General features: G+C 65.8%; 17 protein-coding genes and 1 pseudogene. 9 read left to right on the top strand and 9 right to left on the bottom strand.

The window, feature by feature from the left end:
* Nucleotides 1-150: 150 nt before the first annotated feature.
* Both FAS41_RS03610 and glyA read left to right on the top strand, forming a co-directional pair.
* Nucleotides 151-4,353 carry a GGDEF and EAL domain-containing protein gene (locus FAS41_RS03610; protein ID WP_138520275.1) on the top strand — a complete coding sequence of 1,401 codons (4,203 nt, stop codon included), beginning with the start codon at nucleotides 151-153 and terminating at the stop codon, nucleotides 4,351-4,353.
* Nucleotides 4,354-4,646: 293 nt separating this feature from the next.
* Nucleotides 4,647-5,900 (top strand): serine hydroxymethyltransferase, encoded by a 1,254-nt coding sequence (glyA, locus tag FAS41_RS03605; RefSeq protein WP_024763060.1) that lies wholly within the window; start codon nucleotides 4,647-4,649, stop codon nucleotides 5,898-5,900.
* Nucleotides 5,901-5,959: 59 nt separating this feature from the next.
* Here glyA and FAS41_RS03600 read toward each other — a convergent pair whose 3' ends face one another.
* From FAS41_RS03600 to FAS41_RS03590, 3 genes are all read right to left on the bottom strand, one after another.
* Nucleotides 5,960-7,693 (bottom strand): J domain-containing protein, encoded by a 1,734-nt coding sequence (locus FAS41_RS03600; RefSeq protein WP_138520274.1) that lies wholly within the window; start codon nucleotides 7,691-7,693, stop codon nucleotides 5,960-5,962.
* Nucleotides 7,694-7,704: 11 nt separating this feature from the next.
* Complete coding sequence (locus FAS41_RS03595; protein ID WP_138520336.1) at nucleotides 7,705-9,408, bottom strand: molecular chaperone HscC; 1,704 nt, start codon at nucleotides 9,406-9,408, stop codon at nucleotides 7,705-7,707.
* A gap of 118 nt (nucleotides 9,409-9,526) precedes the next feature.
* Complete coding sequence (locus FAS41_RS03590) at nucleotides 9,527-10,018, bottom strand: SecDF P1 head subdomain-containing protein (RefSeq protein ID WP_138520273.1); 492 nt, start codon at nucleotides 10,016-10,018, stop codon at nucleotides 9,527-9,529.
* Between the two features lie 278 nt (nucleotides 10,019-10,296).
* Here FAS41_RS03590 and FAS41_RS03585 point away from each other — a divergent pair, with 278 nt between their 5' ends.
* The 3 genes from FAS41_RS03585 (at nucleotide 10,297) to FAS41_RS03575 (ending at nucleotide 13,396) form a co-directional block, all read left to right on the top strand.
* Nucleotides 10,297-11,592, top strand: coding sequence for an NCS2 family permease (locus tag FAS41_RS03585; protein WP_045217177.1), 1,296 nt, complete (start codon nucleotides 10,297-10,299; stop codon nucleotides 11,590-11,592).
* A gap of 123 nt (nucleotides 11,593-11,715) precedes the next feature.
* Nucleotides 11,716-12,801, top strand: a complete 1,086-nt coding sequence (gene trmA, locus FAS41_RS03580; RefSeq protein ID WP_138520272.1) for a tRNA (uridine(54)-C5)-methyltransferase TrmA — start codon at nucleotides 11,716-11,718, stop codon at nucleotides 12,799-12,801.
* A gap of 97 nt (nucleotides 12,802-12,898) precedes the next feature.
* Complete coding sequence (locus tag FAS41_RS03575) at nucleotides 12,899-13,396, top strand: DUF4136 domain-containing protein (protein WP_138520271.1); 498 nt, start codon at nucleotides 12,899-12,901, stop codon at nucleotides 13,394-13,396.
* A 3-nt stretch (nucleotides 13,397-13,399) separates the two neighbouring features.
* Here the strand turns inward: FAS41_RS03575 and FAS41_RS03570 are convergent, their stop codons facing one another.
* Nucleotides 13,400-13,702 (bottom strand): DUF1883 domain-containing protein, encoded by a 303-nt coding sequence (locus FAS41_RS03570; protein ID WP_017521653.1) that lies wholly within the window; start codon nucleotides 13,700-13,702, stop codon nucleotides 13,400-13,402.
* 101 nt (nucleotides 13,703-13,803) lie between these two features.
* Entirely contained in the window at nucleotides 13,804-14,262 is a 459-nt protein-coding gene (locus FAS41_RS03565) for a DUF4345 family protein (RefSeq protein ID WP_024763055.1), read from the bottom strand.
* Between the two features lie 182 nt (nucleotides 14,263-14,444).
* On the opposite strand from FAS41_RS03565, the pseudogene FAS41_RS03560 reads away from it, so the two are divergent.
* Nucleotides 14,445-14,896 (top strand): annotated as a pseudogene (locus FAS41_RS03560) (DUF411 domain-containing protein).
* A 173-nt stretch (nucleotides 14,897-15,069) separates the two neighbouring features.
* On the opposite strand, the gene alaC reads toward FAS41_RS03560, so the two are convergent.
* Complete coding sequence (alaC, locus tag FAS41_RS03555) at nucleotides 15,070-16,287, bottom strand: alanine transaminase (protein ID WP_138520269.1); 1,218 nt, start codon at nucleotides 16,285-16,287, stop codon at nucleotides 15,070-15,072.
* 171 nt (nucleotides 16,288-16,458) lie between these two features.
* Here alaC and FAS41_RS03550 point away from each other — a divergent pair, with 171 nt between their 5' ends.
* Together FAS41_RS03550 and ypfJ are read left to right on the top strand one after the other, a co-directional pair.
* Nucleotides 16,459-17,319: a PhzF family phenazine biosynthesis protein gene (locus FAS41_RS03550; RefSeq protein WP_138520268.1), complete on the top strand. Its 861-nt coding sequence runs from the start codon at nucleotides 16,459-16,461 to the stop codon at nucleotides 17,317-17,319.
* 67 nt (nucleotides 17,320-17,386) lie between these two features.
* Entirely contained in the window at nucleotides 17,387-18,280 is an 894-nt protein-coding gene (ypfJ, locus tag FAS41_RS03545; protein WP_138520267.1) for a KPN_02809 family neutral zinc metallopeptidase, read from the top strand.
* Between the two features lie 33 nt (nucleotides 18,281-18,313).
* Here the strand turns inward: ypfJ and FAS41_RS03540 are convergent, their stop codons facing one another.
* Both FAS41_RS03540 and FAS41_RS03535 read right to left on the bottom strand, forming a co-directional pair.
* Nucleotides 18,314-18,748, bottom strand: coding sequence for a response regulator (locus FAS41_RS03540; RefSeq protein WP_138520266.1), 435 nt, complete (start codon nucleotides 18,746-18,748; stop codon nucleotides 18,314-18,316).
* A 167-nt stretch (nucleotides 18,749-18,915) separates the two neighbouring features.
* The gene (locus FAS41_RS03535) at nucleotides 18,916-20,811 is read right to left on the bottom strand and encodes a propionyl-CoA synthetase (RefSeq protein WP_138520265.1); all 1,896 of its coding nucleotides are present in this window, start codon (nucleotides 20,809-20,811) and stop codon (nucleotides 18,916-18,918) included.
* 303 nt (nucleotides 20,812-21,114) lie between these two features.
* Between FAS41_RS03535 and FAS41_RS03530 the strand changes: the two genes are divergently transcribed.
* A complete protein-coding gene (locus FAS41_RS03530) occupies nucleotides 21,115-21,294 on the top strand; it encodes a hypothetical protein (RefSeq protein WP_138520264.1) in 180 nt (59 codons plus the stop codon).
* On the opposite strand, the gene FAS41_RS03525 is transcribed toward FAS41_RS03530, so the two are convergent.
* Nucleotides 21,295-22,470: a multidrug effflux MFS transporter gene (locus tag FAS41_RS03525; protein WP_138520263.1), complete on the bottom strand. Its 1,176-nt coding sequence runs from the start codon at nucleotides 22,468-22,470 to the stop codon at nucleotides 21,295-21,297.
* Between the last annotated feature and the right edge of the window lie 156 nt (nucleotides 22,471-22,626).

Below are 22,626 nucleotides of genomic sequence, written 5' to 3'. Positions count from 1 at the left end.
GGGCAAACGACGCTCGTCGGCCATACTGGCACTTAGCCGCCTTTCCGGGCATCCTAGCCCGCGCCGAATTCAGCCGTATCGCCCCAGGTCCTTAAGTCCTTGTCTATTTTCCCCCGTACTCCTCCGGACGCCCTGGTCAGGCCTGGCCGCGTGGCGACCCGGACCGCGCTGGTGCTACTGGTGCTGTTCATGCTCGGCCTGCTGGGCTGGCAGCTGCATCAGGAGTTCCGTAGCCAGGAGCGCTTCGAGCGTGAACGGGTGGTGCTGCACGGCGAACAGATGGCCCAGCGGATTTCCCTGACCCTGGAGCTCAAGGCCGTGGCGGCCCAGGCCCTGCTGCAGCAGGAGCAGGACCGCGAGCACAGCGATGTCCACACGCCGCTGATCGCCGGCCTGAAACACATCTACCCGTCCTTCCACAGTCTGGTCCGGCTGGATGCCAGCGGCACGCCCGTGCGCGACTCCGCCAGCGGCATCAAGGACGGCGCCTTCATCGAGTCCCTGCGCCAGCGCAGCTCGCAGCAGGCCTATCACTACGCCTTCAGCGAAGAAAACGGCGGCCACTTCTATGTCTGGCTGAAGGCCACAGAGCCGGGCGAAGGCGACAGCGTTCTCCGCCTTGACGAGAAGATTGCCCGGCGCGGCTGGGCAGCGCAGATTCGCCCCGAGTCGCCGGACTGGATCCTGGTCGACGACGTCCAGCAGAAGGTCCTAGGCCGCTCCAGCGGCTACCGTCCCGGCCCGCTGTCCGCCGCCTCGCCGCTGGAGCAGGCACAGAGTCTGGACGGCCTCGACATCCAGAACACCGATTGGCAATTGCATCCGCAATTCGACGACCGGCAGATCCGTGCCACCCTGCTGCCGCGCCTGGGCGGCGAGCTGGCGCTGCTGCTGGTACTGGCAGGCATCGCCGGGGCCGCCCTGTTGCGCCTGCAACGCGAGCAACAGAACCTGCGTGCGCTGACCGTGGAGTCGCAGCAGAACCTGCGTCAGGCCGCGCAAGCCCTGGGCGCCATCGACGAGCGCGTCCTGGTGACCCGCGCCGACGGCCGCCTCGCCTACCTCAACCCGCAGGCCGAGCAGTTGTTCGGTATCAGCGCCGACAAGGCTGGTGAACACCATCTTCTGGAGTTGCTGCCCGGCCTGGGCGGTCTGCTGCCTGGCAGCGATGCCTCGGCAGACAATGGCTCCGAGCTGGTGCGCGTCAACGATACCGGCCAGGCCCGGCTGTTCGCCGTCAGCCACCACTCCCTGGACGACAGCCCGCTATCGCCGGAGCAGAGCTGGGTACTGCGCGGCAACCTGCCCCAGGGCGGGCAGGTCTGGGTGCTACGCGACGTCACCGAGGAGCAGCAGGCGCTGCACATCCTCGAAGAGACCCGTCGGCGCTACCAGGACATCTTCGACGGCGTCGGTGTCGCCCTCTGCGTGCTCGACCTCTCCGGCCTGCGCCAGAGCCTGGTGGACCTCAACCTGCGCCGGCAGAGCGACCTGCGCGAGTGGCTCGCCTCGCAGCCCGAGCGCCTGCCCTGGCTGCTGCGCCAGGCGAAGATCACCGAGATCAACAACGTCGCCAAGCGCCTGATGCGCGTCACCAACACCGAGCAAGCCTGGCAGATTCTCATTGGCAGCGCCGGCATGCGTCCGGACGGCGTGCGCAGCAAGGTGCTCGAGGCCGTGTTGCATGGCCAGGGCATGGTCGAGCTGGAAGCCTGCATCAACACCCGGCAGGGCGAGCAGCGCCACCTGTGGTTGCAGTTGCGCGTGCCGGAGATGATCCAGGACTTCCACGCCGTCACCCTGAGCCTGTCGGACATCACCAGCCGCAAGCAGGTCGAACTGTCGCTGATCGAGCGCGAAAAGTTCTGGTCCGACGCGGTGCGCGCGGTGCCTGACACTCTCTATATCCATGACATTGCCGCGCGCCGGGTGATCTTCACCAATCACAACCTGGGCTACCAGCTCGGCTACAGTGGCGACGAACTGCGCGAGATGGGCGAGCGTTTCTGGGAAAAGGTCCTGCACCCGGACGACGTGGAGTACTACTGGCGCATCCGCAACCTGCAACAGGTGGTCGGCGACGGCCTGTTGCTCGACAGCCAGTTACGCTGGCGCCACCGCGACGGCTCCTGGCACTGGTTCGACATCCGCGAGCAGGCCCTGACGCGCGACAGCGATGGTCGCGTGGCGCGGCTGATCGGCGTGGCCAAGAACATCACCGACACGGTGGAGGCGCACAACTCCCTGCGCGAGAGCGGTCGTCGCTATCGCATGCTCGCCGAGAGCATCAGCGACGTGATCCTCTCCACCGACGCCCAGGTCAAGCTCAACTACATCAGCCCGTCGATCCAACAGGTGCTCGGCTACAGTCCCGAGTGGGTGCTGTCCAACGGCTTCCAGCAGGTGGCCGCCAACCCAGCGCAGCTGGAGCGCCTGGATGAACTGCTGAACCGCGTGCAGGGCGCCATCGGCGAGCCCAAGCGCCTGGCCGAACTGCGCGAAAGCGCCGAGCCGCAGCTGTTCAGCCTCGACTGCCTGCACGCGGACGGCCACAAGATTCCTGTGGAACTGCGCATCGCCCTGATGTGGGACGACCACGGCCGCTTCGAAGGCCTGCTCGGCGTCGCCCGCGACGTCAGCCAGCAGCGCCGCGCCGAACGCGAGATGCGCATGGCGGCCACGGTATTCGAGCACTCCACCGCGGCGATCATGGTCACCGACCCGGCCGGCTACATCGTGCAGATCAACGACTCCTTCAGCCGACTCACCGGCTACTCCGCCGAGGAGGTCCTGGACCAGTTACCGCGCATGCTCACCGCCGACCGCCAGGAGGCCAACCAGCTCAAGCATGTGATGGAGAGCCTGCACCGCAGCGGCAGCTGGGAAGGCGAGATCCTGCAGAAGCGCAAGTCCGGCGAGCTCTATCCCAGCTGGGTCGGCATCAATGCGGTACACGACGAGGAAGGCGACCTGGTCAGCTTCGTCTGCTTCTTCAGCGACATCAGCGAGCGCAAAGCCAGCGAGCGGCGCATCCACCGCCTCGCCTACTACGACGCCTTGACCCACCTGCCCAACCGCACGCTGTTCCAGGACCGCCTGCACACCGCGCTACTGCAGGCCGAACGGCACCAGCAGTGGGTGGTGCTGATGTTCCTCGACCTCGACCGTTTCAAGCCGATCAACGACTCCCTCGGCCACGCCGCGGGCGACCGCATGCTCAAGGAAGTGGCCGAGCGCCTGAGCCACTGCGTCAGCGACGACGACACCGTGGCGCGCATGGGCGGCGACGAGTTCACCCTGCTGCTGCCCGGCCAGAAGGACCGCGATAAAGCGCTGAGGCAGGCGATCCAGGTCGCCGAGCAGATCCTCTCCAGTCTCGCCCGCCCCTTCACCCTGGAAGGCCGCGAATTCTTCGTCACCGCCAGCATTGGCGTGGCGCTCTCGCCGCAGGACGGCGCCGAGCTCAGCCAACTGATGAAGAACGCCGACACGGCGATGTACCACGCCAAGGAAATGGGCAAGAACAACTTCCAGTTCTACCAGGCCGAGATGAACGCCCGCGCCCTGGAGCGCCTGGAACTGGAAAGCGACCTGCGCCGCGCCATCGAGCTGCACGAGTTCGTCCTGCACTACCAGCCGCAGTTCACCGGCGACGGCCGCCGCCTGACCGGTGCTGAGGCGCTGCTGCGCTGGCAGCATCCCAAGCGCGGACTGATCCCGCCGGCGGAGTTCATCCCGGTGCTGGAAGAACTCGGCCTGGTTGCCCAGGTCGGCGACTGGCTGCTGGAACAGGCCTGCCTGCAGCTGCGCGCCTGGCACCGCGACAAGGTGCGGGTGCCGAAGATTTCCGTGAACCTCTCGGCCCGGCAGTTCGCCGACGGCCAGCTGGGCGAGCGCATCGCCGGCATCCTCGAGGACACCGGGATCGCCCCGGCGTGCCTGGAGCTGGAGCTGACCGAAAGCATCCTGATGAGCGACGTTTCCCAGGCGATGCAGATACTTCAAGGCCTGAAACGCCTGGGCCTGGCGATTGCGGTGGACGACTTCGGCACCGGCTATTCCTCGCTCAACTACCTCAAGCAGTTCCCCATCGACGTGCTGAAGATCGACCGCAGCTTCGTCGACGGCCTGCCCCACGGCGAGCAGGATGCGCAGATCGCCCGCGCCATCATCGCCATGGCCCACAGCCTGAACCTGATGGTGATTGCCGAGGGCGTGGAGAGCCACGAGCAGCTGGACTTCCTGCGTGAACATGGTTGCGACGAGGTGCAGGGCTTCCTCTTCGGCCGCCCGGTGCCGGCGGACCAGTTCGCCGCACTGTTCGCCAGCAACGCACTGTTCCTGCTCGGCTGAGCGCACCACTGCGCACGGCGAGCGCCCTTGCAGGAGGGGTGGAGCGTAGCGATACCCATGCTGTCGCGATGCCGGGCCGATGGGTATCGCTACGCTCCACACCATCCTACGTCGTGTTCATCCTGCACCTTCGACAAGCCGGCTACCCACGCCACTCGGCGGCTTGTCTCTCCCGCGATCCTGGCCTTGAACCCCGCTTGTCAGCCACATGACCGCCTTTCATGTGCCAGCACCGGCGCCTTGGGTTAGAATGCGCGCCTTTCCCCCAGCACCCGATCCTTAAGAGGACCGCCATGTTCAGCCGTGATTTGACCCTCGCCCGCTACGATGCCGAACTCTTCGCCGCGATGGAGCAGGAAGCCCAGCGCCAGGAAGAGCACATCGAGCTCATCGCCTCCGAGAACTACACCAGCCCGGCGGTGATGGAAGCCCAGGGTTCGGTGCTGACCAACAAGTACGCCGAAGGCTACCCGGGCAAGCGCTACTACGGTGGTTGCGAGTACGTCGACGTCGTCGAGCAGCTGGCCATCGACCGCGCCAAGGAGCTGTTCGGCGCCGACTACGCCAACGTCCAGCCGCACGCCGGCTCCCAGGCCAACGCCGCCGTCTACCTGGCCCTGCTGTCGGCCGGTGACACCATCCTGGGCATGAGCCTGGCCCACGGTGGTCACCTGACCCACGGCGCCAGCGTTTCTTCCTCCGGCAAGCTGTACAACGCCGTGCAGTACGGCATCACCGACGCCGGCCTGATCGACTACGACGAAGTCGAGCGCCTGGCTGTCGAGCACAAGCCGAAGATGATCGTCGCCGGCTTCTCCGCCTATTCCCAGGTCCTGGACTTCGCCCGCTTCCGCGCCATCGCGGACAAGGTCGGTGCCTACCTGTTCGTCGACATGGCCCACGTGGCCGGTCTGGTCGCCGCTGGCGTTTACCCGAACCCGGTGCCGTTCGCCGACGTGGTCACCACCACCACCCACAAGACCCTGCGCGGCCCGCGCGGCGGCCTGATCCTCGCTCGCAAGAACGAAGAGATCGAGAAGAAGCTGAACTCCGCTGTCTTCCCGGGTGCCCAGGGTGGCCCGCTGGAGCACGTGATCGCCGCCAAGGCCGTGTGCTTCAAGGAAGCCCTGCAGCCCGAGTTCAAGGCCTACCAGCAGCAGGTCCTGAAGAACGCCCAGACCATGGCCAGCGTGTTCATCGAGCGCGGCTTCGACGTAGTTTCCGGCGGTACCCAGAACCACCTGTTCCTGCTGTCCCTGATCAAGCAGGACATCACCGGTAAGGACGCCGACGCCGCCCTGGGTCGCGCCTTCATCACCGTGAACAAGAACAGCGTACCGAACGACCCGCGCTCCCCGTTCGTCACCTCCGGCCTGCGTATCGGCACCCCCGCCGTGACCACCCGCGGCTTCAAGGAAGCCGAGTGCCGCGAGCTGGCCGGCTGGATCTGCGACATCCTGACCAACATGGGCGACGAGTCCGTGGTGGACGGCGTGCGCGAGAAGGTCAAGGCCATCTGCGCCAAGTTCCCGGTCTACGGCGCCTAAGCCGAACCCGCGAACAGCACGACGAAAAAGCCCGGCAGATGCCGGGCTTTTTCATGGCCTCACTTTCCGCTGGCCGGCGGCGAGTTTGCGGCATCACGCAGGACGCAGCGGATATCCCCGTGATTTTTCGCCTCCTGGCAGTACCGGGCGACCTCAGCCTCGGTCTGGTATCTGGATTTGGTTTCACTCGCGCTCTTGACCACCATCGCCGTCACGACAGTCAGAGCGATGAACAGCAGAACCACAACATGCAGGTAGCGCCGGTAGCGTAACCATAGACTGGCCACAAATCCGATACCCCTGTCCATGACACTGAAGTGTTTGAACAGATGCAGGCCCAACATTACCCCGGGTGCGATGACGAGCGCTTGCAGCCACAAGTCGGGGACCCTCAGCCCCGACGCACCACCGACAGCCAGAGCCATCACATAGCTGATGGCGCCATGCCAAAGAGGGCGAATACCCGCGCCATGTTGGTGCCAACTTGCCGGCAAAAAGCCGCTCAAGCGGTAATCCAGCTTGGCCAGCGCATAACCGGTCATAGCCTGGAACCACCCGATCACCCGGCTCAATACCCCGGCAAGAACGGCTGACACCACGGGAAGACCGATGAGCAGAACCCCATAATCCGGCTTTGGCTTGGCCAGCTCCCCCGGAGCGACCGTCACGCCGTAGAACACCATGAAAGCGCCCCACAAGACGGCCGTTCTCCCGACCCAAGGCCCGCTCCGCCCCAGGTCGCGCCAGAAGACTTCATCCAGCGGCGCACCGGGCAGGCGTTCCAGCAACTGCGGATAGCGATAGATGAACGCCCTGGCGATAGAAGTGCTGTGCTGCCGATCCTCCTCGTCGAAGTCCGCCATGAACCGGCGCCGCTGACGGGCATCGAAAGGCGAAAGCAGCAGCCGGGCAGCCCGACACTCTGCCGTCAGCTCCCAGCGTCGAGCGTTGTCCAGCACCCGCGCGTAGAAGCGCTCGGCATCCCAGCGTTCCAGCAGTTCGCGCCATTGATAGTCAGGGCAATTGGCTTCCCGCTGGCCTTCCTGCCAGGCAAAAACGGAGGCCACCTGGTCGAGGGTGTCGCAGCTCCATGACGGCATCTCCAGCAGCATCGACACCACCGCGCTCTCCAGCAACGCCCGGCCGTCGTAGCTCTGCAGCCAGGGTTGCCCGGCCAGGGTCCGCAGGCCATCCTCCAGCGCGGTCGGCTCGCCATGGTTGTGCAATTGACGCAAGCTCAGAAGGTGGCTCTGCACGATCCGCGCATACAGCGGCTGCAATTCCAGCGCCGTGAGTGCAGGCGCCTCGACCACTTCCAGCCAGTGGTACTCGCGACAAGCCGCCTCGCGAAGGACGGACTCGTACTCCTCCTCCAGGCACAGTTGCAGCACACCGCGCTCGAACGCCACGGCCAGGCCAGCAGCTTCGGCTTGCAAGCGACGCTCGGTGAGTAGCGAGGGACGCAGCCCGGACAGCAGCTCCGCCAGGTGTTGCGGTCGCTCGCCGCGAAAATCCTGAGGCAGCTCAGGCACCGGCACCGGCAATTCGACCACCACCGGAGTGGGCACCGAGGAAGGCGCATCCTCCGGCAGATCTGCTTCCGGAACGACCTCATCCCGATTTTCCGCACGCCATTGCGCCCAACGCTGTGCCTGCTCGTAGGCCTCACGCAGAGCCTGGAAGGCCTCAGGGTCCTCATCCGGGCGAGTCCCCTTGAGCAACCGCGCGTAGTGCCGCTTGATGGTTCGCTCATCCGCCTCGGAATCCAGGCCGAGGACTTCCCAACAACTCATGGCCGCTTCCTTTATTGCCAGGGGGATCGTTCGAGTTCCTCGAGGCGCTGCTCGATGGCCGCGCGCAGGTCAGCGATGCGGCCGGTGTCCTGGGTTCCGAGCACCTGCTGGAAGCTACCGGCCATCTGCGCGAGCATCTCCCGCACCTCGCCCAGGTGCTCCTGATACAAGCGCTCCAGGCGCGCCAGCAGCACAGTGTTGACCAACTGCTCGCGAGGGTGAACCTTCAACTGCGCCAGCTCGGCGAGACGACGACGCACTTCCTCCGGCGACAGCACGCCAGGGCTCTTCTCGATCACCAGGCTGTGCACCTCGTCGGTGGCGGGGATCTTCACTTCCGCCTCAAGGATGCCGTTGTTGTCGTAGGTGAAGCGCACATCCAGCTCCACCTCGCCCGCCGGGCGCGGTGGAACGGGAATGCTCAACTCGCCCAGGGCGATGTTGTCCTTCACCATGCGGCTTTCACCCTGGAATATCTTCAGCAGCACTTGGGTCTGGTTGTCGTGCAGCGTCTGGATGGTCTTCACCCGGCTGATCGGCACGACGCAGTTGCGCTCGATGATCGGCAGGTAATGGCCGGCCTCGTACATTCGTCCGAACTGCGCCGTGGTCTCGATGCCCAGCGAGTACGGGCAGACATCAGTCAGCACCACTTCTTCCAGCGCCGCCGCCCGCTGCTTGAGCGCCGCCTGGACCGCGGCGCCCAGCGCGACGACCTCGTCCGGGTTGATCTGCATGGCCGGGAAGCGCCCGAACAGGCCCGCCGCCAGCTTGCGGATCAGCGGCATGCGTGTGGTGCCGCCGACCAGCAGAATCTCATCGAGATCGGCAACGCGGATACGCGCATCGCGCAGGGCGCGCTCGATGGGGCCGCGCAGCCGCTCCAGCAGTGGCGCGCAGATCTTCTGCAGTTCGTCCTGACTGATCACCTGCTCCCACTGCTGCCCCCCATGGGCCAGACTGAAGGTGGCCGTTGCTTCCTGCCCCAGAGCCTGGCGCACGCGCTCGGCCTCCCTGCGCAGGCGATTGCGCAGACCGGGGCTGTCGACATCAGGAAAAGCCTTGTCCTGGCGCTGGCTGGACAGGAAATGCTGGACCAGCGCGGCATCGAAGTCCTCGCCGCCGAGGAAGTTGTCGCCAGCGCTGGCGCGGACCTCCATCACCCCTTCGAAGAGTTCGAGGATCGAGACGTCGAAGGTGCCGCCCCCCAGGTCGAAGACCAGAAACGAGGTTTCCCGGTCCTTCTGGTGCACGCCATAGGCCAGCGCGGCGGCGGTGGGTTCGTTGACCAGCTTCTCGACCTTCAGCCCAGCCAGCTCCCCGGCGATCCGCGTCGCCTTGCGCTGGGCATCGCTGAAATAGGCCGGAACGCTGATCACAGCCTCCGTCACTGCTTCGCCAAAGGCCCGTTCGACATCCTCCTTGAGGCTGCGCAATACCAGCGCAGACAGCTCTTCGGGACGGAAGCGGCGAGCACCGAGGCTGATTTCCTGGGCACTGCCCATGTGCCGCTTGAACAGCGCCGCAGTCAGTTGGGGATGGGTCTGCAGCCGCTCTCGGGCGGCCTGGCCGACCAGGACTTGTCCCTGATCGTCCAGCCCTACGACGCTGGGCGTAATCAAGCTTCCCAGCGCATTGGGCACCAACTGTGGAGAATCATCACGCCAAACGGCGACTAGGCTGTTGGTGGTACCGAGGTCGATGCCGACAATCACTCTGGCGCTCTCCTTGCGGGGCATGGCGAACCCGGTCGCCTCACTGCCCGATCCATCGGAATGTAAAGCCGCTATTACAGCGATTAGCCTGTACCGGGTAAAGCCCGTCGAAGTCGCATCAGGGTTGCCCTCCCGCTCCCTGCTCCGGTTGCACCGGCACATCGCGCAGGTCATTGAGCCGGCGCACCAGTGTCTCCGCCTCCGCCTGGCTGGCGAAGCCCTTGAGCATCACCTGACCATCGGTCACCACCCGCGTCACCTTCGGCAGCAGGCGCAGTTGCCCGTCGATGACCACCGCCAGCGCCTTGCCCTGTTCTTCTTCGGTCAGTTTCGCCAAACGCTGGCTGGCGTCGGGCGTGAACAAGACGCGCACCGCCGGCTTGCCGTCGGCAACACTGGCCAGTTCGGCCCGCTGCACATCACGCTGGGTCAGCGTCGGATGGGTTTCCAGCAGCACAGCCTTGCCCTGCGGGTCAGCCAGGGTGCGGGTGCTGGCCGTGGGCTTGTCGGCCAGGGCATGGACATCGAACGTATGCTGCGGAGCCGATGGCGGTGCACCGGCGCAGGCGCCCAACAATGAGGCGAGGAGGATCGGAATAGAGCGTTTCATCGACTGAAAATCGGACAGGACGGCCCGGTCGGGCCAGGGTTATGGAGAGTCAGACCACCGCCAGCGTACAAGTTGCACTCCCTTGGTCGGCGCCCGCGACTAAGCTTGCAGACGAACGGATGCTGGCGGTCCGGTCAGAAATTCTCCGGCGCAGGACGAGCTGGTATCATGCGCGCCTTTTGCCGGCCACAAGAACAGGCGCACGGCCCACCTGGGCATGCACCTTGCTTTTCCCGGCCAGAACGATAACGGCGCGAGAGCGTCACGGGGAGCCAAACATGCTGGAAAAGCTGTTCCAACTCAAGGCGCACAACACCAACGTGCGTACCGAGATCCTGGCGGGTATCACTACCTTCCTGACCATGGCCTACATCCTTTTCGTCAACCCGAGCATCCTCGGCGAGACGGGCATGGACAAGGGCGCGATCTTCGTGGCGACCTGCCTGGCCGCAGCCATCGGTTCGGCGGTGATGGGCCTGATCGCTAACTACCCGATCGCCCTCGCTCCCGGCATGGGCCTGAACGCCTTCTTCACCTACACCGTGGTCCTGCACATGGGCCACACCTGGCAGGTGGCGCTCGGTGCGGTGTTCCTCTCCGCGTGCATGTTCTTCGTCATCTCGATCTTCCGCATCCGCGAATGGATCATCAACAGCATCCCGCTGGCCCTGCGCTCGGCGATCGCCGCCGGCATCGGCCTGTTCCTCGCGCTGATCGCGCTGAAGGAGTCGGGCATCGTGGTCGCCAACCAGGCCACCCTGGTAGGCATGGGTGACCTGGCCAAGCCGGCACCGCTGCTGGCGATCCTTGGCTTTATCCTGATCGTCGCCCTGGAAGCCCGCCGCGTGACTGGCGCTGTGATGATCGGCATCCTGGTCGTCACCTTCATCTCCATCGCCATCGGCGTTTCCCAGTTCGGTGGCGTGGTGTCGATGCCGCCGTCGCTGGCGCCGACCTTCCTGCAGCTGGATATCAAGGGCGCGCTGGACATCGGCCTGTTCAGCGTGATCTTCGCCTTCCTCTTCGTCGACCTGTTCGACAACTCCGGCACCCTGATCGGCGTGGCCAAGCGCGCCGGCCTGATGGGCAAGGACGGGCACATGCCGAAGATGGGCCGTGCGCTGATCGCCGACAGCTCCGCCGCCATGGTCGGCTCGCTGCTGGGCACCTCCACCACCACCAGCTACATCGAGTCGGCGGCGGGCGTTTCCGCTGGCGGCCGTACCGGCCTGACCGCCATCGTGGTCGCCGTGCTGTTCCTGCTGGCACTGTTCTTCGCCCCGCTGGCAGGCAACGTGCCGGCCTTCGCCACTGCGCCGGCCCTGTTCTTCGTCGCCGTGCTGATGGCCTCCGGCCTGGCCGAAATCGACTGGGACGACCTGACCGTCGCCGCACCGGTCGTAGTAACCGCCCTGGCGATGCCGCTGACCTTCTCCATCGCCAACGGCATCGCCTTCGGCTTCATCACCTGGACCGCTTGCAAGCTGCTGTCCGGCCGCTTCCGCGAGCTGAACCCGGCGCTGGTCATCCTCTCGATCCTGTTCGTGATCAAGCTGGGCTGGTTCAACGCCTGATTTTCCTTTCGCGGCCTGGGTATCGCTGCGCTCCACCCGCCCTACGAGTAACACTGGCGTAGGATGGCGTGGAGCGCAGTGATACCCATCAGGATGCCGCCGACCACACGAGTTACCCGCCCCATGAGCAGTCCGCGTTTCGATCCGTCCCACTACGACAGCCAACTGGCCGACAAGGTCGCCCGCCTGCGCGAGCTGCTGGCGCCCTTCGCCGCGCCCGAGCCTGCGGTGTTCGATTCGCCCCGTGAGCATTACCGCCTGCGCGCCGAGTTCCGCCTGTGGCGCGAGGGCGAGGCACGCCACTACGCGATGTTCGAGCAGGGCGACAAGCACACGCCGATCCTGATCGAGGAGTTCCCCATCGCCAGCCAGCGCATCAACGAACTGATGCCGCGCCTGAAGGCTGCCTGGGCCGAGCCGACGCTGGGCCACAAGCTGTTCCAGGTGGAATTCCTCACCACCCTGGCGGGCGATGCGCTGATCACCCTGTGCTACCACCGCCCGGTGGACGCGACCTGGCAGGCTGCTGCCGAGAAGCTGGCTGCCGAGCTGGGCGTGAGCATCGTCGGCCGTTCGCGCGGCAAGCGCCTGGTGGTGGGCCGTGACTATGTGAGCGAAGAACTGACCGTCGCCGGCCGCCTGTTCCGCTACCGCCAGCCGGAAGGCGCCTTCACCCAGCCCAACGGCGAGGTGTGCCAGAAGATGCTCAACTGGGCGTACGAAGCCCTGGGCGAGCGTGAGGACGATCTGCTGGAGCTGTACTGCGGCAACGGCAACTTCACCCTGCCCCTGGCGACCCGCGTGCGCAAGGTGCTGGCCACCGAGATCAGCAAGACCTCGGTGAACGCCGCCCTGGCCAACCTGGCCGACAACGCCGTGGACAACGTGACCCTGGTGCGCCTCTCCGCCGAGGAGCTGACCCAGGCGCTCAACGAAGTGCGCCCGTTCCGTCGCCTGGCCGACGTCGACCTGAAGTCCTACGCGTTCGGCAGCGTGTTCGTCGACCCGCCGCGCGCCGGCATGGACCCGGACACCTGCGAGCTGACCCGGCGCTTCGACAACATCCTGTACATCTCCTGCAACCCGGAGACCCTGGCGCAGAACATCGCCCAGCTGCACGACACCCACCAGGTGAGCCGCTGCGCCCTGTTCGACCAGTTCCCCTACACGCACCACATGGAAGCCGGCGTACTGCTGACCCGCCGCTGAGCACTGGCCGCATAGTCGCCTGCCGCCCAACCAAGGGTTGGGCGGTGTGCAACCGCAAGGCGACTACGCTTGCGGGACAATGACAAGAGGCACGTCCATGTCCCGCCTGATCCTCCCCCTGCTCTGCCTGTTGCTGGCCGCCTGCGCCGGCAGCGATCCTGCCAACATCAGCGTCTCCCCCGCCGCCAATGGCCGGCAAAGCACCTTCTTCATCCAGGCCGTGCGCGCACAGGGCCACCGCGAGGACCTGGAAGATCGCTTCGATCTTGCCGTGCGCCGCGCGCTGGAAGCCAAGGGCTACCGCTACCAGGACAATTCAGGGGAGCTGCGGGTGATCTATGCCGTCGGCCTGGACAGCCAGACCGGCATTGTCCAGCGCCCAGTGGTGACCGGCGCGGGTGTGATGACCCAGACCCAGATCACCGACCAGGAACAGGCGCGCCTGGCGCTGCAGATTATCGACGAGGCAACCGGGCAGGTGCTTTATCAGGCGCAGGTGGCGCGCCAGCTGCACGACCCGAAGATCACCCAGCAGGCGGTGGACGAAGGTATCGCCCGCCTGCTCAAGGACTTCCCGGCCCATGCGGGGAGCTGAGGATCAGCTGTAGTTCGACGGCGACTTGCGCACGAACTTGATGCTGTACTTGAAGTCGGCCTTGCGCGTCACACTGATGGCGCGGCGGGTGACGGTATCGATGGTGATGTTCCAGTTGCCGGTGCTGGGCACCTTGATCTTGGCCGGGAACCGGTCGAACGCGCCGCCGTGGTAGACGTGGCGCCCGCCATTCTTGAAGCTGCGGAAGGCGGCATCGGTCATCAGGCGGATGTTGCAGGTCATGGAGCACTCGATGACGACCAGGTCGCCTTCGTTCAGGTGTTCCCGTTGATGTACGAACTTCATGCTGGCTCCGCCTTGCTTCTACCGCGAAATCAATACGATAGCACGGAGCGGGGTTGGCCCGGCAGCGGCGCCGCCCGCAGACTGCGCCGCCTATCCGAAGCTCAGAGTCCCTCGAAGTCCGCCTTGCGCTCCTCGGGCTCCGGCTCTTCGCGCACCACCACCTGGCGATTACGCGACTGCCGCTCCAGCCAGTAGAGGGCGAAGATCGCCAGCGCCGAAATCACTCCGCGGTAGACCACCCCGGCCAGTTGCGCATCCCATTCCATGCCGCCCTCGGTCCAGGCGATCAGCAGGCGCGACAATGTCAGGGTCAGCTGCACCAGGATCACCAGGATCAGCGCCGGGCGCACCAGCAGACGACGGCGCAGGGCGAAGACGAGGAACAGCGCGAGGGCGAACTGGTGGCCGCCATAGAACACGCGAGCGTCGCTCACCGACGACGGCTCCATCAGCAACATGCCGCTGAGGTTGGCCATCTCATAGGGACGAATCCAGTAGAGCAGTCCCAGGCCACCCCAGACCAGAGCCTGGACCAGCAGGACGAGACGGGCGAAGAGCATCCGATTTCTCCTTGGCCATACAGCCATTGCCGAGCGTCCAGACCTGCGACCGGGAGTCGCGGACGCACACCGATCAGCTAGAGACCCCGCACGACGCGGCAAGTTCGACGTCCGCGTCATATGGGGAAACAAACGGCGAGTGGGGGCTGAAGACGCTCGGGAGTATGCTCGGTCGCGTTCGAATTTCGAGGTTCCAACCATGCGCACCCTGCTTCTGCTAACCGCCCTCGTCGCCGGCGCCGCCCAGGCTGCCGAGCCGCTGTCCATCGACGTGCACCGCGATGCCAACTGCGGCTGCTGCAAGGACTGGATCAAGCACCTGGAAAGCAACGGATTCACCGTCAACGACCACGTCGAGGCGGACATGAGTGCAGTGAAGACCAAACTTGGCGTGCCGCACAGCATGGGCTCATGCCACACCGGCGTGATCGACGGCAAGTTCGTCGAAGGTCATGTGCCGGCTGCCGACGTGCTCAAGCTGCGCGAACGCGCGGACCTGGTTGGTGCCGCCGTGCCAGGCATGCCGATGGGTTCGCCGGGCATGGAGATGGGCGACCGCCACGACGCCTACCAGGTGGTCGGGCTGACCAAATCCGGCCAACGCGAAGTACTGGCAGACTACCCCGCACACTGATCTTACATCGAGGCACTCCCTCACCCCTGAAAGCTGGTGGAGGTGGGATGGGGCTTCCGGCGCGCGGGGCACTCTCCAGGTTCCCGCGCGGCAATGCTCCACGAGCATGACGGGGTGAGGGACTCCAAAAAGAAAGGGCGACCAGCAGGTCGCCCTTTTCATTCATGTGGCCTTCACTCGGCCTTGGCCGGCAGCAGCCCATCGGCACGGAACATTGCCTTGATCCCGCGCACGGCCTGGCGCAGACGGTCACGGTTCTCGATCAGGGCGAAGCGCACGTGGTCGTCGCCATAGTCGCCGAAGCCGACCCCCGGCGACACCGAGACCTTGGCGCCCTTGAGCAGCTTCTTGGCAAATTCCAGCGAGCCCAGGTGCGCATAGGGCTCGGGAATCTTCGCCCAGATGTACATGGAGGCCTTGGGGTTCTCCACCATCCAGCCGGCTTCGTGCAGGCCCTTCACCAGCACGTCGCGGCGTTTCTGGTATTGCTCGGCGATGTCGCGCACGCACTGCTGGTCGCCTTCCAGCGCCGCGATGGCCGCCACCTGCAAAGGGGTGAAGGTGCCGTAGTCGTGGTAGCTCTTGATCCGCGCCAGGGCCGAGACCAGCTCCGGGTTGCCGACCATGAAGCCGATCCGCCAGCCGGCCATGTTGTAGCTCTTGGACAGGGTGAAGAACTCCACCGCGATGTCCTTGGCGCCGGGCACCTGCATGATCGACGGGGCTTTCCAGCCATCGAAGGTGATGTCCGCGTAGGCCAGGTCGTGTACTACCAGCACGTCGTAGCGCTTGGCGAGGTCGACCACGCGCTCGAAGAAGTCCAGCTCCACGCACTGCGCGGTGGGGTTGGAGGGGAAGCCGAGGATCATCATCTTCGGCTTCGGGATCGATTCACGGATCGCCCGTTCCAGCTCGTTGAAGAAGTCGATCCCCGGCACCAGCGGCACCGAGCGCACCTGGGCGCCGGCGATCACCGCGCCGTAGATATGGATCGGGTAGCTGGGGTTGGGCACCAGGATAGTGTCGCCGTGGTCCAGGGTGGCGAGCATCAGGTGTGCCAGGCCTTCCTTGGAGCCGATGGTGACGATGGCTTCGGATTCGGGGTCGATCTCGACCTCGTAGCGGTCGCGGTACCAGTGCGAGATGGCGCGGCGCAGGCGCGGAATGCCACGGGACGTGGAGTAGCCGTGGGTGTCTTCGCGCTGGGCGACCTGGCAGAGCTTCTCGACGATATGCGGCGGCGTGGCCCCGTCCGGGTTGCCCATGGACAGGTCGATGATGTCCTCGCCACGGCGGCGGGCGGCCATCTTCAGTTCGGCGGTAATGTTGAAGACGTAAGGGGGCAGGCGATCGATGCGCGCAAAGCGACGAGCTGAACGGGGTTCAGTCATGGTGTCCTCTGATGAACGTAGGCGCCCGGAACCGTCCGAGCGACGCCGGCCACTGCGGTGGCCTGGAAAGCGCGGCGCTGTGACCTGCGCTTTCTTGTCGGCGAACATATAGCTCGCTAGGCTGGCTGTCGAGTTTTTCTTTAGCCGCTCAAGGGCGGCATCTGGAGGCCCATGTCCGCGCAACAGTACTGGCAGCTCGACGTCTTCGCCGACCAACCGCTCACCGGCAATGGCCTGGCGGTGTTCCCCGATGCCCGCGGCATCCCCGAACAGACCCTGCTGGCACTGACCCAGGAGCTGCGGCAGTTCGAGTCGATCTTCCTGTTTCCGTCCGCCTCCCTGGATACCTACTCGGCGCGCATCTTCACCGTCGATGAGGAACTGCCCTTCGCCGGCCACCCGGTGCTGGGCGCGGCCGCGCTTTTGCACCACCTGCACCAGCGCGGCGAAGAGGAACACTGGACACTGTTGCTGCCAGCCAAGGAAGTGAAAGTGGCCACACGCCGTCGCGGCACCGGCTTCCACGCCGAAATGAACCAGGGCGCCGCTGACTTCGGCACCGTGCTCGATGACGACGCGCGCCGCTGGTTCGCCGAGGCCTTCTCGCTGACCACCAGCGATCTTGCCGACTACCCCGCCGCCGTGGTCAGCACCGGCCTGCCCTATCTGCTGCTGCCGGTGCGCAGCGAGGCCCTGGGACGCGTGCGCCAGCGCACGGATCTGTCAGCCGAGCTGGCCAAGCTCAACGCCGCCTTCGTTTTCGTGCTGGATGTGGATAATCGCGAAGGCCGAACCTGGGACGGCGCCGGGGTCATCGAGGACGTCGCCACCGGCAGCGCCGCCGGCCCTGTTGCCGCTTACCTGGTGGAACTGGGCAAGGCACGCCGTGGCGAGCTGTTCCAGTTGTCCCAGGGCCGCTTTGTCGGCCGCCCGAGCCGGCTCGACGTACAGGTCGGCCAGGACGATGAGGTTCGCGTCGGCGGCGACGTGCAACTGCTGGCCCGCGCCGAGCTGCTGCACCGTTTCGCCTGACGACCGGGCTGGCGGCCTGCCCCACCCGAGACAACACTGAAACCACCTGTTCGATGGAGATGCCGCCATGCAATGGCGCAAAGGACGACGCAGCGACAACGTAGTGGATGCCCGCGATGAAACCGGCGGCGGCGGTGGCGGAGGCATGCGTATCGGTGGCCGAGGCCTGAGCCTGGGCGGTGTGGCCATCGTGGTGGTGATCGGCCTGCTCTCCGGGCAGGACCCAATGACCATCCTCGGCTCGCTGCTCGGCCAGATGGACGTCTCGCAGCAGGCGCCCAGTCGGCCGACGCAGGGCAAACCAGCCACCGGCAGCGACCCGCAAGTGGAGTTCGTCCAGTCGATTCTGGGCGACACCGAGGACACCTGGGGCGAAATTTTCGCCCGCAGCAACGCCCAGTACGAGCAGCCCAAGCTGATCCTGTTCAACGGTGGCGTGAACTCCGCATGCGGCTTCGCCTCCTCGGCGGTAGGCCCGTTCTACTGCCCGGGCGACCACCGCGTGTACCTCGACCTCGGTTTCTTCCGCGAGATGGAGCAGAAGTTCTCCGCCGCCGGCGACTTCGCCCAGGCCTACGTGATCGCCCACGAAGTCGGTCACCACGTGCAGAACCTGCTGGGCATCTCCGCCAAGATCAACGCCGCCCGGCAGCGTGGCGCGCGCATGGAAGGTGCCAACGGCCTTTCGGTGCGTCAGGAGTTGCAGGCCGACTGCTTCGCCGGGGTCTGGGCCAACCACGCCCAGCAACGCCTGAACTGGCTGGAGCCGGGTGACGTGGACGAGGCGCTGAACGCCGCCACGGCCATCGGTGACGATCACCTGCAACGCCAGGCGCGAGGTACGGTGATGCCGGACTCCTTCACCCACGGCTCGTCCGAGCAGCGCGTGCGCTGGTTCAAGATCGGCTTCGAAAGTGGCTCGCCAGGCAAATGTGACACCTTCAAGGCTCAGACGCTCTGAGGCTGAACCTGTAGGTGCGAGCCGGGCCCGCCCCTACAGGCTATGGCTGAGCGTGTGGAGAAAGCTGGCAGGGTCGAAGGGCTTTGGCAGGAAACCCAGCACATTCAACGGTGTTTCCGACAATTCATCCCCCAGATTGATGCGCGCGGACAGTACGATGATTGGCAGGAAGGTGCCAGCCCGGTTCAGCTCGCGGATGAACGCCAGCCCTGGCCCTCCGCTCTCCAGTGCCAGGCCGCTGACCAGCAGGTCGATGGCCGCCTCATCGCGACGAATACGCCGCAGCGCCACGGCCCCACTGCTGGCGGTGAGGCAACGCAGGTTGGCCCGCTCGATCAGCCGGCGCGTACGCGCCAGCAGCGCACGATCATCGTCCACCAGCAGGACCACGGGCCGGCGCGGCGCCGGCGCCGTGATCTCACGCAGCACCCTCAGCTCCTCGTCATCGAGGTCAACACGCTTGATCATGGGCGCAATACGTCCAATGAAGGCCAGTTGACATGATGTTAGATGGCAAACGGCCTTTATTCCTGCCGAGCCAAGGTTGGGCGATGACTGGAGATACACGGCGATAAAAAAGGGCCGCAACAAGTGCGGCCCTGGAAATACGCCGGCAGCACCGGCGTCGTGGGATATCAGCCCGCCTTGGCCAGGCCGGCCTGGCCAAGGCGCTCGGCGATTTCGCCGAGGATCGCCGGGTCATCGATGGTGGAAGGCGGCGCGTAGCTCTCACCGTCGGCGATCTTGCGCAGCACGGCGCGGAGGATCTTGCCCGAGCGGGTCTTGGGCAGGCGCTTCAACACCACCGCCCGCTGGAAGCAGGCCAGCGCGCCGATACGCTCGCGCACCAACGCCACCAGCTCGCGCTGCAGGTTGGCCTCGGTCGCCTGCGCACCGTCCTTGAGTACCACCAGCCCCAGCGGCACATGGCCCTTGAGGTCGTCCTGTACGGCGATCACCGCGCACTCGGCGACGGCTTCGTGCAGCGCCAGCAACTCCTCCATCTCACCGGTGGAGAGGCGGTGGCCGGAGACGTTAATCACGTCGTCGGTACGCCCCATGATGTAGACGAAGCCCTCCTCGTCCACATAGCCGCCGTCACCGGTGTGGTAGTAGCCGGGATAGGTCTTCAGGTACGCCTGCAGGTAGCGCGCGTGGTCGTTCCACAACGTCTGTGCGCAGCCGGGCGGCAGCGGCAAGGCAATGACGATGGAGCCTTGCTCGTTCGGGCCCAGCAGGCGGCCTTCGTCGTCCACCACCTGCACGTGGTAGCCGGGCACCGCACGGTTGGTGGAGCCGCCGCGCAGGTCGTGGTCGCCCAGGCCGGTACAGGGCGCGGTCACCGGCCAGCCGGTTTCGGTCTGCCACCAGTGGTCGTGCACCGGCTTGTCGGTAAGTTCTTCCAGCCAGTGCTGAGTGGTGCTGTCGAGCTTCTCGCCCGCCAGGAACAGGTGTCGCAGCGAGCTCAGGTCGTAGCGCTTGAGCAGTTCGCCCTGCGGATCCTCCTTACGGATCGCACGGATCGCCGTCGGCGCACAGAACAGGCTGTTGACCTTGTGTTCCTCGATCACTCGCCAGTAGCTGCCGGCGTCCGGCGTCCGCACCGGCTTGCCCTCGTAGAACACCGTGGTGCAGCCGTTCATCAATGGTCCGTAGACGATCAGCGAGTGGCCGACCACCCAGCCCACGTCGGATACGCCCCACCAGACATCCCCCGGCTGCAGGCCGAAAATGGTCGGCAGCGCATAGCTCAGCGCCACGGCATGGCCGCCGTTGTCGCGTACGATGCCCTTGGGTTTCCCGGTCGTGCCGGAGGTGTACATGATGTAGAGCGGGTCGCCGCTGGCCACTTCCACCGGATCAGCCGGTTGCGCATGGACCAGGGTCTCGCGCCAGTCCAGGTCGCGACCTGCCTTCAGCTCCGCCATTGCCTGGGGGCGTTGCAGCACCAGCACATGGGCCGGCTGGTGGCTGGCCAGCTCCAGGGCCTTGTCCACCAACGGCTTGTATTCGATCACCCGCTCGAACTCCAGGCCGCAGGAGGCGGTGAGCACCAGCTTGGGCCGGGCGTCGTCGATGCGCAGCGCCAGCTCATGGGGCGCGAAGCCGCCGAAGACCACCGAGTGCACCGCCCCCAGGCGCGCGCAGGCAAGCATGGCCATGGCCGCCTGGGGCACCATCGGCATGTAGATGATCACCCCGTCGCCCTTTTCCACACCCAGCGCACGCAGGGCGCCGGCCAGGCGCGCGACCTCATCGCGCAGCTCCAGGTAGCTGAAGCGCTGCTGGGTGCTGGTCACGGGGGAGTCATAGATCAGAGCGGTCTGGTTGCCACGGCCGAGCTCGATCTGCCGGTCGAGCGCGAGGTAGCAGGTATTCAGTCGGCCATCGGCGAACCAGCGGTGGCTGCCGTCGGGCAGGGCTTGCAGGGTGTCCTGCGGGGCGCGGTACCAGGCCACGCGGCCGGCCTGTTCGGCCCAGAAAGCGGAGGGTTCCGTGATGGAGCGGTCATGGGACTGCCGGTAACTCATCGTCACTGCCTCTTATTGTTGTTATCGAGGTCGAACAACGAGTATGGACGGGGATCGCCACCCCACCATCAACCTTTGGTCGTAGTTCTGCCGCAGGCTCCACAAGCGAGCCGGCAGCAAAGCTTTGCAGGATTTTTCAGCGAAGCGGCGCAACGGCACGCGCAGCGCTCTGGGACGGCGGCTGCAAGGCTTTCCAGCCAGTTGGACGCCGCATGTCGGCGACCACAGGTCGCACCTGCTACCGCCACATGACAGGACTACACTGAGAGTCCCTTTTCACCTGACAGCACAGGGGTGAGCACCATGAACATCCTCGTCCGTCCGTCCAGCCTCCGCAAAGACCAGCCGTGGGAAGTCTGCCTCGACCAGCAGGCCGTGCGCTTCCGCAGCGAACGGGAGGCACGCAGTTTCGTCGCTACCCTCGAAGCCCGCTTGAGGGCACCGCACCAGCTACCCGAACGGGTGCAACGCGCCGCCGGCTGATCACGCGGCACGCTCGCTGATCTGCCCGCTCAGCCAGCCAAGCACCGCGGCCACCAGGCCGCACACCGTGATGACTACGGCCATCGGCAGCGCCGAGCCGTCGTGCAAGGCCCCAACCAGCGCCGAAGCACCCGCCGCGACGGTGAACTGCAGGCTGCCCATCAGCGCCGACGCACTGCCCGCGTGCCGGCCCTGGCTGGCCATGGCGCAGGCTGACGAATTGGGCATGAGGAAGCCCAGGCTGGCGATGGAGCCAAACAACGGAATCAGCAGCGGCCAGAGTTGCGTCGGCTTCGCCAGGGTCACCGCCAGCAGCGCCACGCCACAACCGAAATATACCCAGACCGCCCGCCGCAGCCAGAACCCCGGCCCGCGATAGCGCAGCAGCCGCGCGTTGACCTGTGCCATCAGGATGAAGCCCGCGGCGTTGCTGCCGAAGATCCAGCCGTAGTGCTCGGCTGGCACGCCGTAGAGCTGGATGAAGATGAACGGCGAGCCGGCGATATAGGAGAACATCCCGGCAATGGCCACGCCGCCGGTGAGCGCGTAGGTGAGGAAGGAGCGGTCGCGGAACAGTGCCCGATACTGCCCGAGAGCCCCCCGCAGCGGCGCACGCGGCCCGGCCGGAATGGTCTCGGGAAGCCACAGCGCGATGGCGCCACCGGCCAGGGCGCTGAACAACGTCAGGCAGAAGAAGATCGACTGCCAGCCCGACAGGCTGAGCAGCAACCCGCCGCCCAGCGGTGCCAGGATCGGCGCCAGCCCCATCACCAGCATCAGTTGCGAAAAGGCCTTGGCGGCAGCCACCGGGTCGCAAAGATCACGCACCACTGCCCGCGAGATCACCATCCCCGCGCAACCGCCCAGCGCCTGGACGAAGCGTGCGCCGATCAGCCACTCCAGGTTCGGCGCGAAGGCGCAGGCGACGGACGCCAGGGTGAAGATGCTGACCCCCAGCAGCAGCGGCATGCGCCGACCAACACGATCGGCCAGCGGACCGTAGAGCAGCTGACCGAGGGCAAGGCCGGCGAAATAAGCCGACAGGCTCAGCTGGATATGTTCGACGTCGGTGCCAAAGGCCTGCGCCAACGTCGGGAAGCTGGGCAGGTAGAAGTCGATGGCCATGGGCCCGAAGGCGCTGAGGGCGCCGAGGATCAGCAGGATGCGGAGGTTCATGGATCACCTGGTCACACGCGTCCGCCGAGGAGCGGCGAAGACCGCGGGCAGGCCGGTGTGAATATCTTGTTGGCGCGCACGGATGACGCGGCGAAGCCCTGCATTGTGGCTTGGCCCGAAAAATTAGCAAGCTCCCTAAGCAACCCCCGAAGCAAC

It is taken from the genome of Pseudomonas nicosulfuronedens (assembly GCF_005877905.1).
Lineage (GTDB): Bacteria > Pseudomonadota > Gammaproteobacteria > Pseudomonadales > Pseudomonadaceae > Pseudomonas > Pseudomonas nicosulfuronedens.
The sequence above is the reverse complement of the archived record's forward strand: the minus strand, read 5'-3'. Positions and strand labels throughout refer to the sequence as shown.

What these genes read in the sequence shown, in the direction of transcription:
- FAS41_RS03535 (WP_138520265.1), bottom strand. Translation starts at nt 20,811, where the DNA reads ATGAGTTACCGGCAGTCCCATGACCGCTCCATCACGGAACCCTCCGCT.
- FAS41_RS03540 (WP_138520266.1), bottom strand. Translation starts at nt 18,748, where the DNA reads ATGATCAAGCGTGTTGACCTCGATGACGAGGAGCTGAGGGTGCTGCGT.
- FAS41_RS03575 (WP_138520271.1), top strand. Translation starts at nt 12,899, where the DNA reads ATGTCCCGCCTGATCCTCCCCCTGCTCTGCCTGTTGCTGGCCGCCTGC.
- ypfJ (WP_138520267.1), top strand. Translation starts at nt 17,387, where the DNA reads ATGCAATGGCGCAAAGGACGACGCAGCGACAACGTAGTGGATGCCCGC.
- FAS41_RS03550 (WP_138520268.1), top strand. Translation starts at nt 16,459, where the DNA reads ATGTCCGCGCAACAGTACTGGCAGCTCGACGTCTTCGCCGACCAACCG.
- glyA (WP_024763060.1), top strand. Translation starts at nt 4,647, where the DNA reads ATGTTCAGCCGTGATTTGACCCTCGCCCGCTACGATGCCGAACTCTTC.
- FAS41_RS03570 (WP_017521653.1), bottom strand. Translation starts at nt 13,702, where the DNA reads ATGAAGTTCGTACATCAACGGGAACACCTGAACGAAGGCGACCTGGTC.
- trmA (WP_138520272.1), top strand. Translation starts at nt 11,716, where the DNA reads ATGAGCAGTCCGCGTTTCGATCCGTCCCACTACGACAGCCAACTGGCC.
- FAS41_RS03600 (WP_138520274.1), bottom strand. Translation starts at nt 7,693, where the DNA reads ATGAGTTGTTGGGAAGTCCTCGGCCTGGATTCCGAGGCGGATGAGCGA.
- FAS41_RS03525 (WP_138520263.1), bottom strand. Translation starts at nt 22,470, where the DNA reads ATGAACCTCCGCATCCTGCTGATCCTCGGCGCCCTCAGCGCCTTCGGG.
- FAS41_RS03565 (WP_024763055.1), bottom strand. Translation starts at nt 14,262, where the DNA reads ATGCTCTTCGCCCGTCTCGTCCTGCTGGTCCAGGCTCTGGTCTGGGGT.
- FAS41_RS03585 (WP_045217177.1), top strand. Translation starts at nt 10,297, where the DNA reads ATGCTGGAAAAGCTGTTCCAACTCAAGGCGCACAACACCAACGTGCGT.
- alaC (WP_138520269.1), bottom strand. Translation starts at nt 16,287, where the DNA reads ATGACTGAACCCCGTTCAGCTCGTCGCTTTGCGCGCATCGATCGCCTG.
- FAS41_RS03590 (WP_138520273.1), bottom strand. Translation starts at nt 10,018, where the DNA reads ATGAAACGCTCTATTCCGATCCTCCTCGCCTCATTGTTGGGCGCCTGC.
- FAS41_RS03530 (WP_138520264.1), top strand. Translation starts at nt 21,115, where the DNA reads ATGAACATCCTCGTCCGTCCGTCCAGCCTCCGCAAAGACCAGCCGTGG.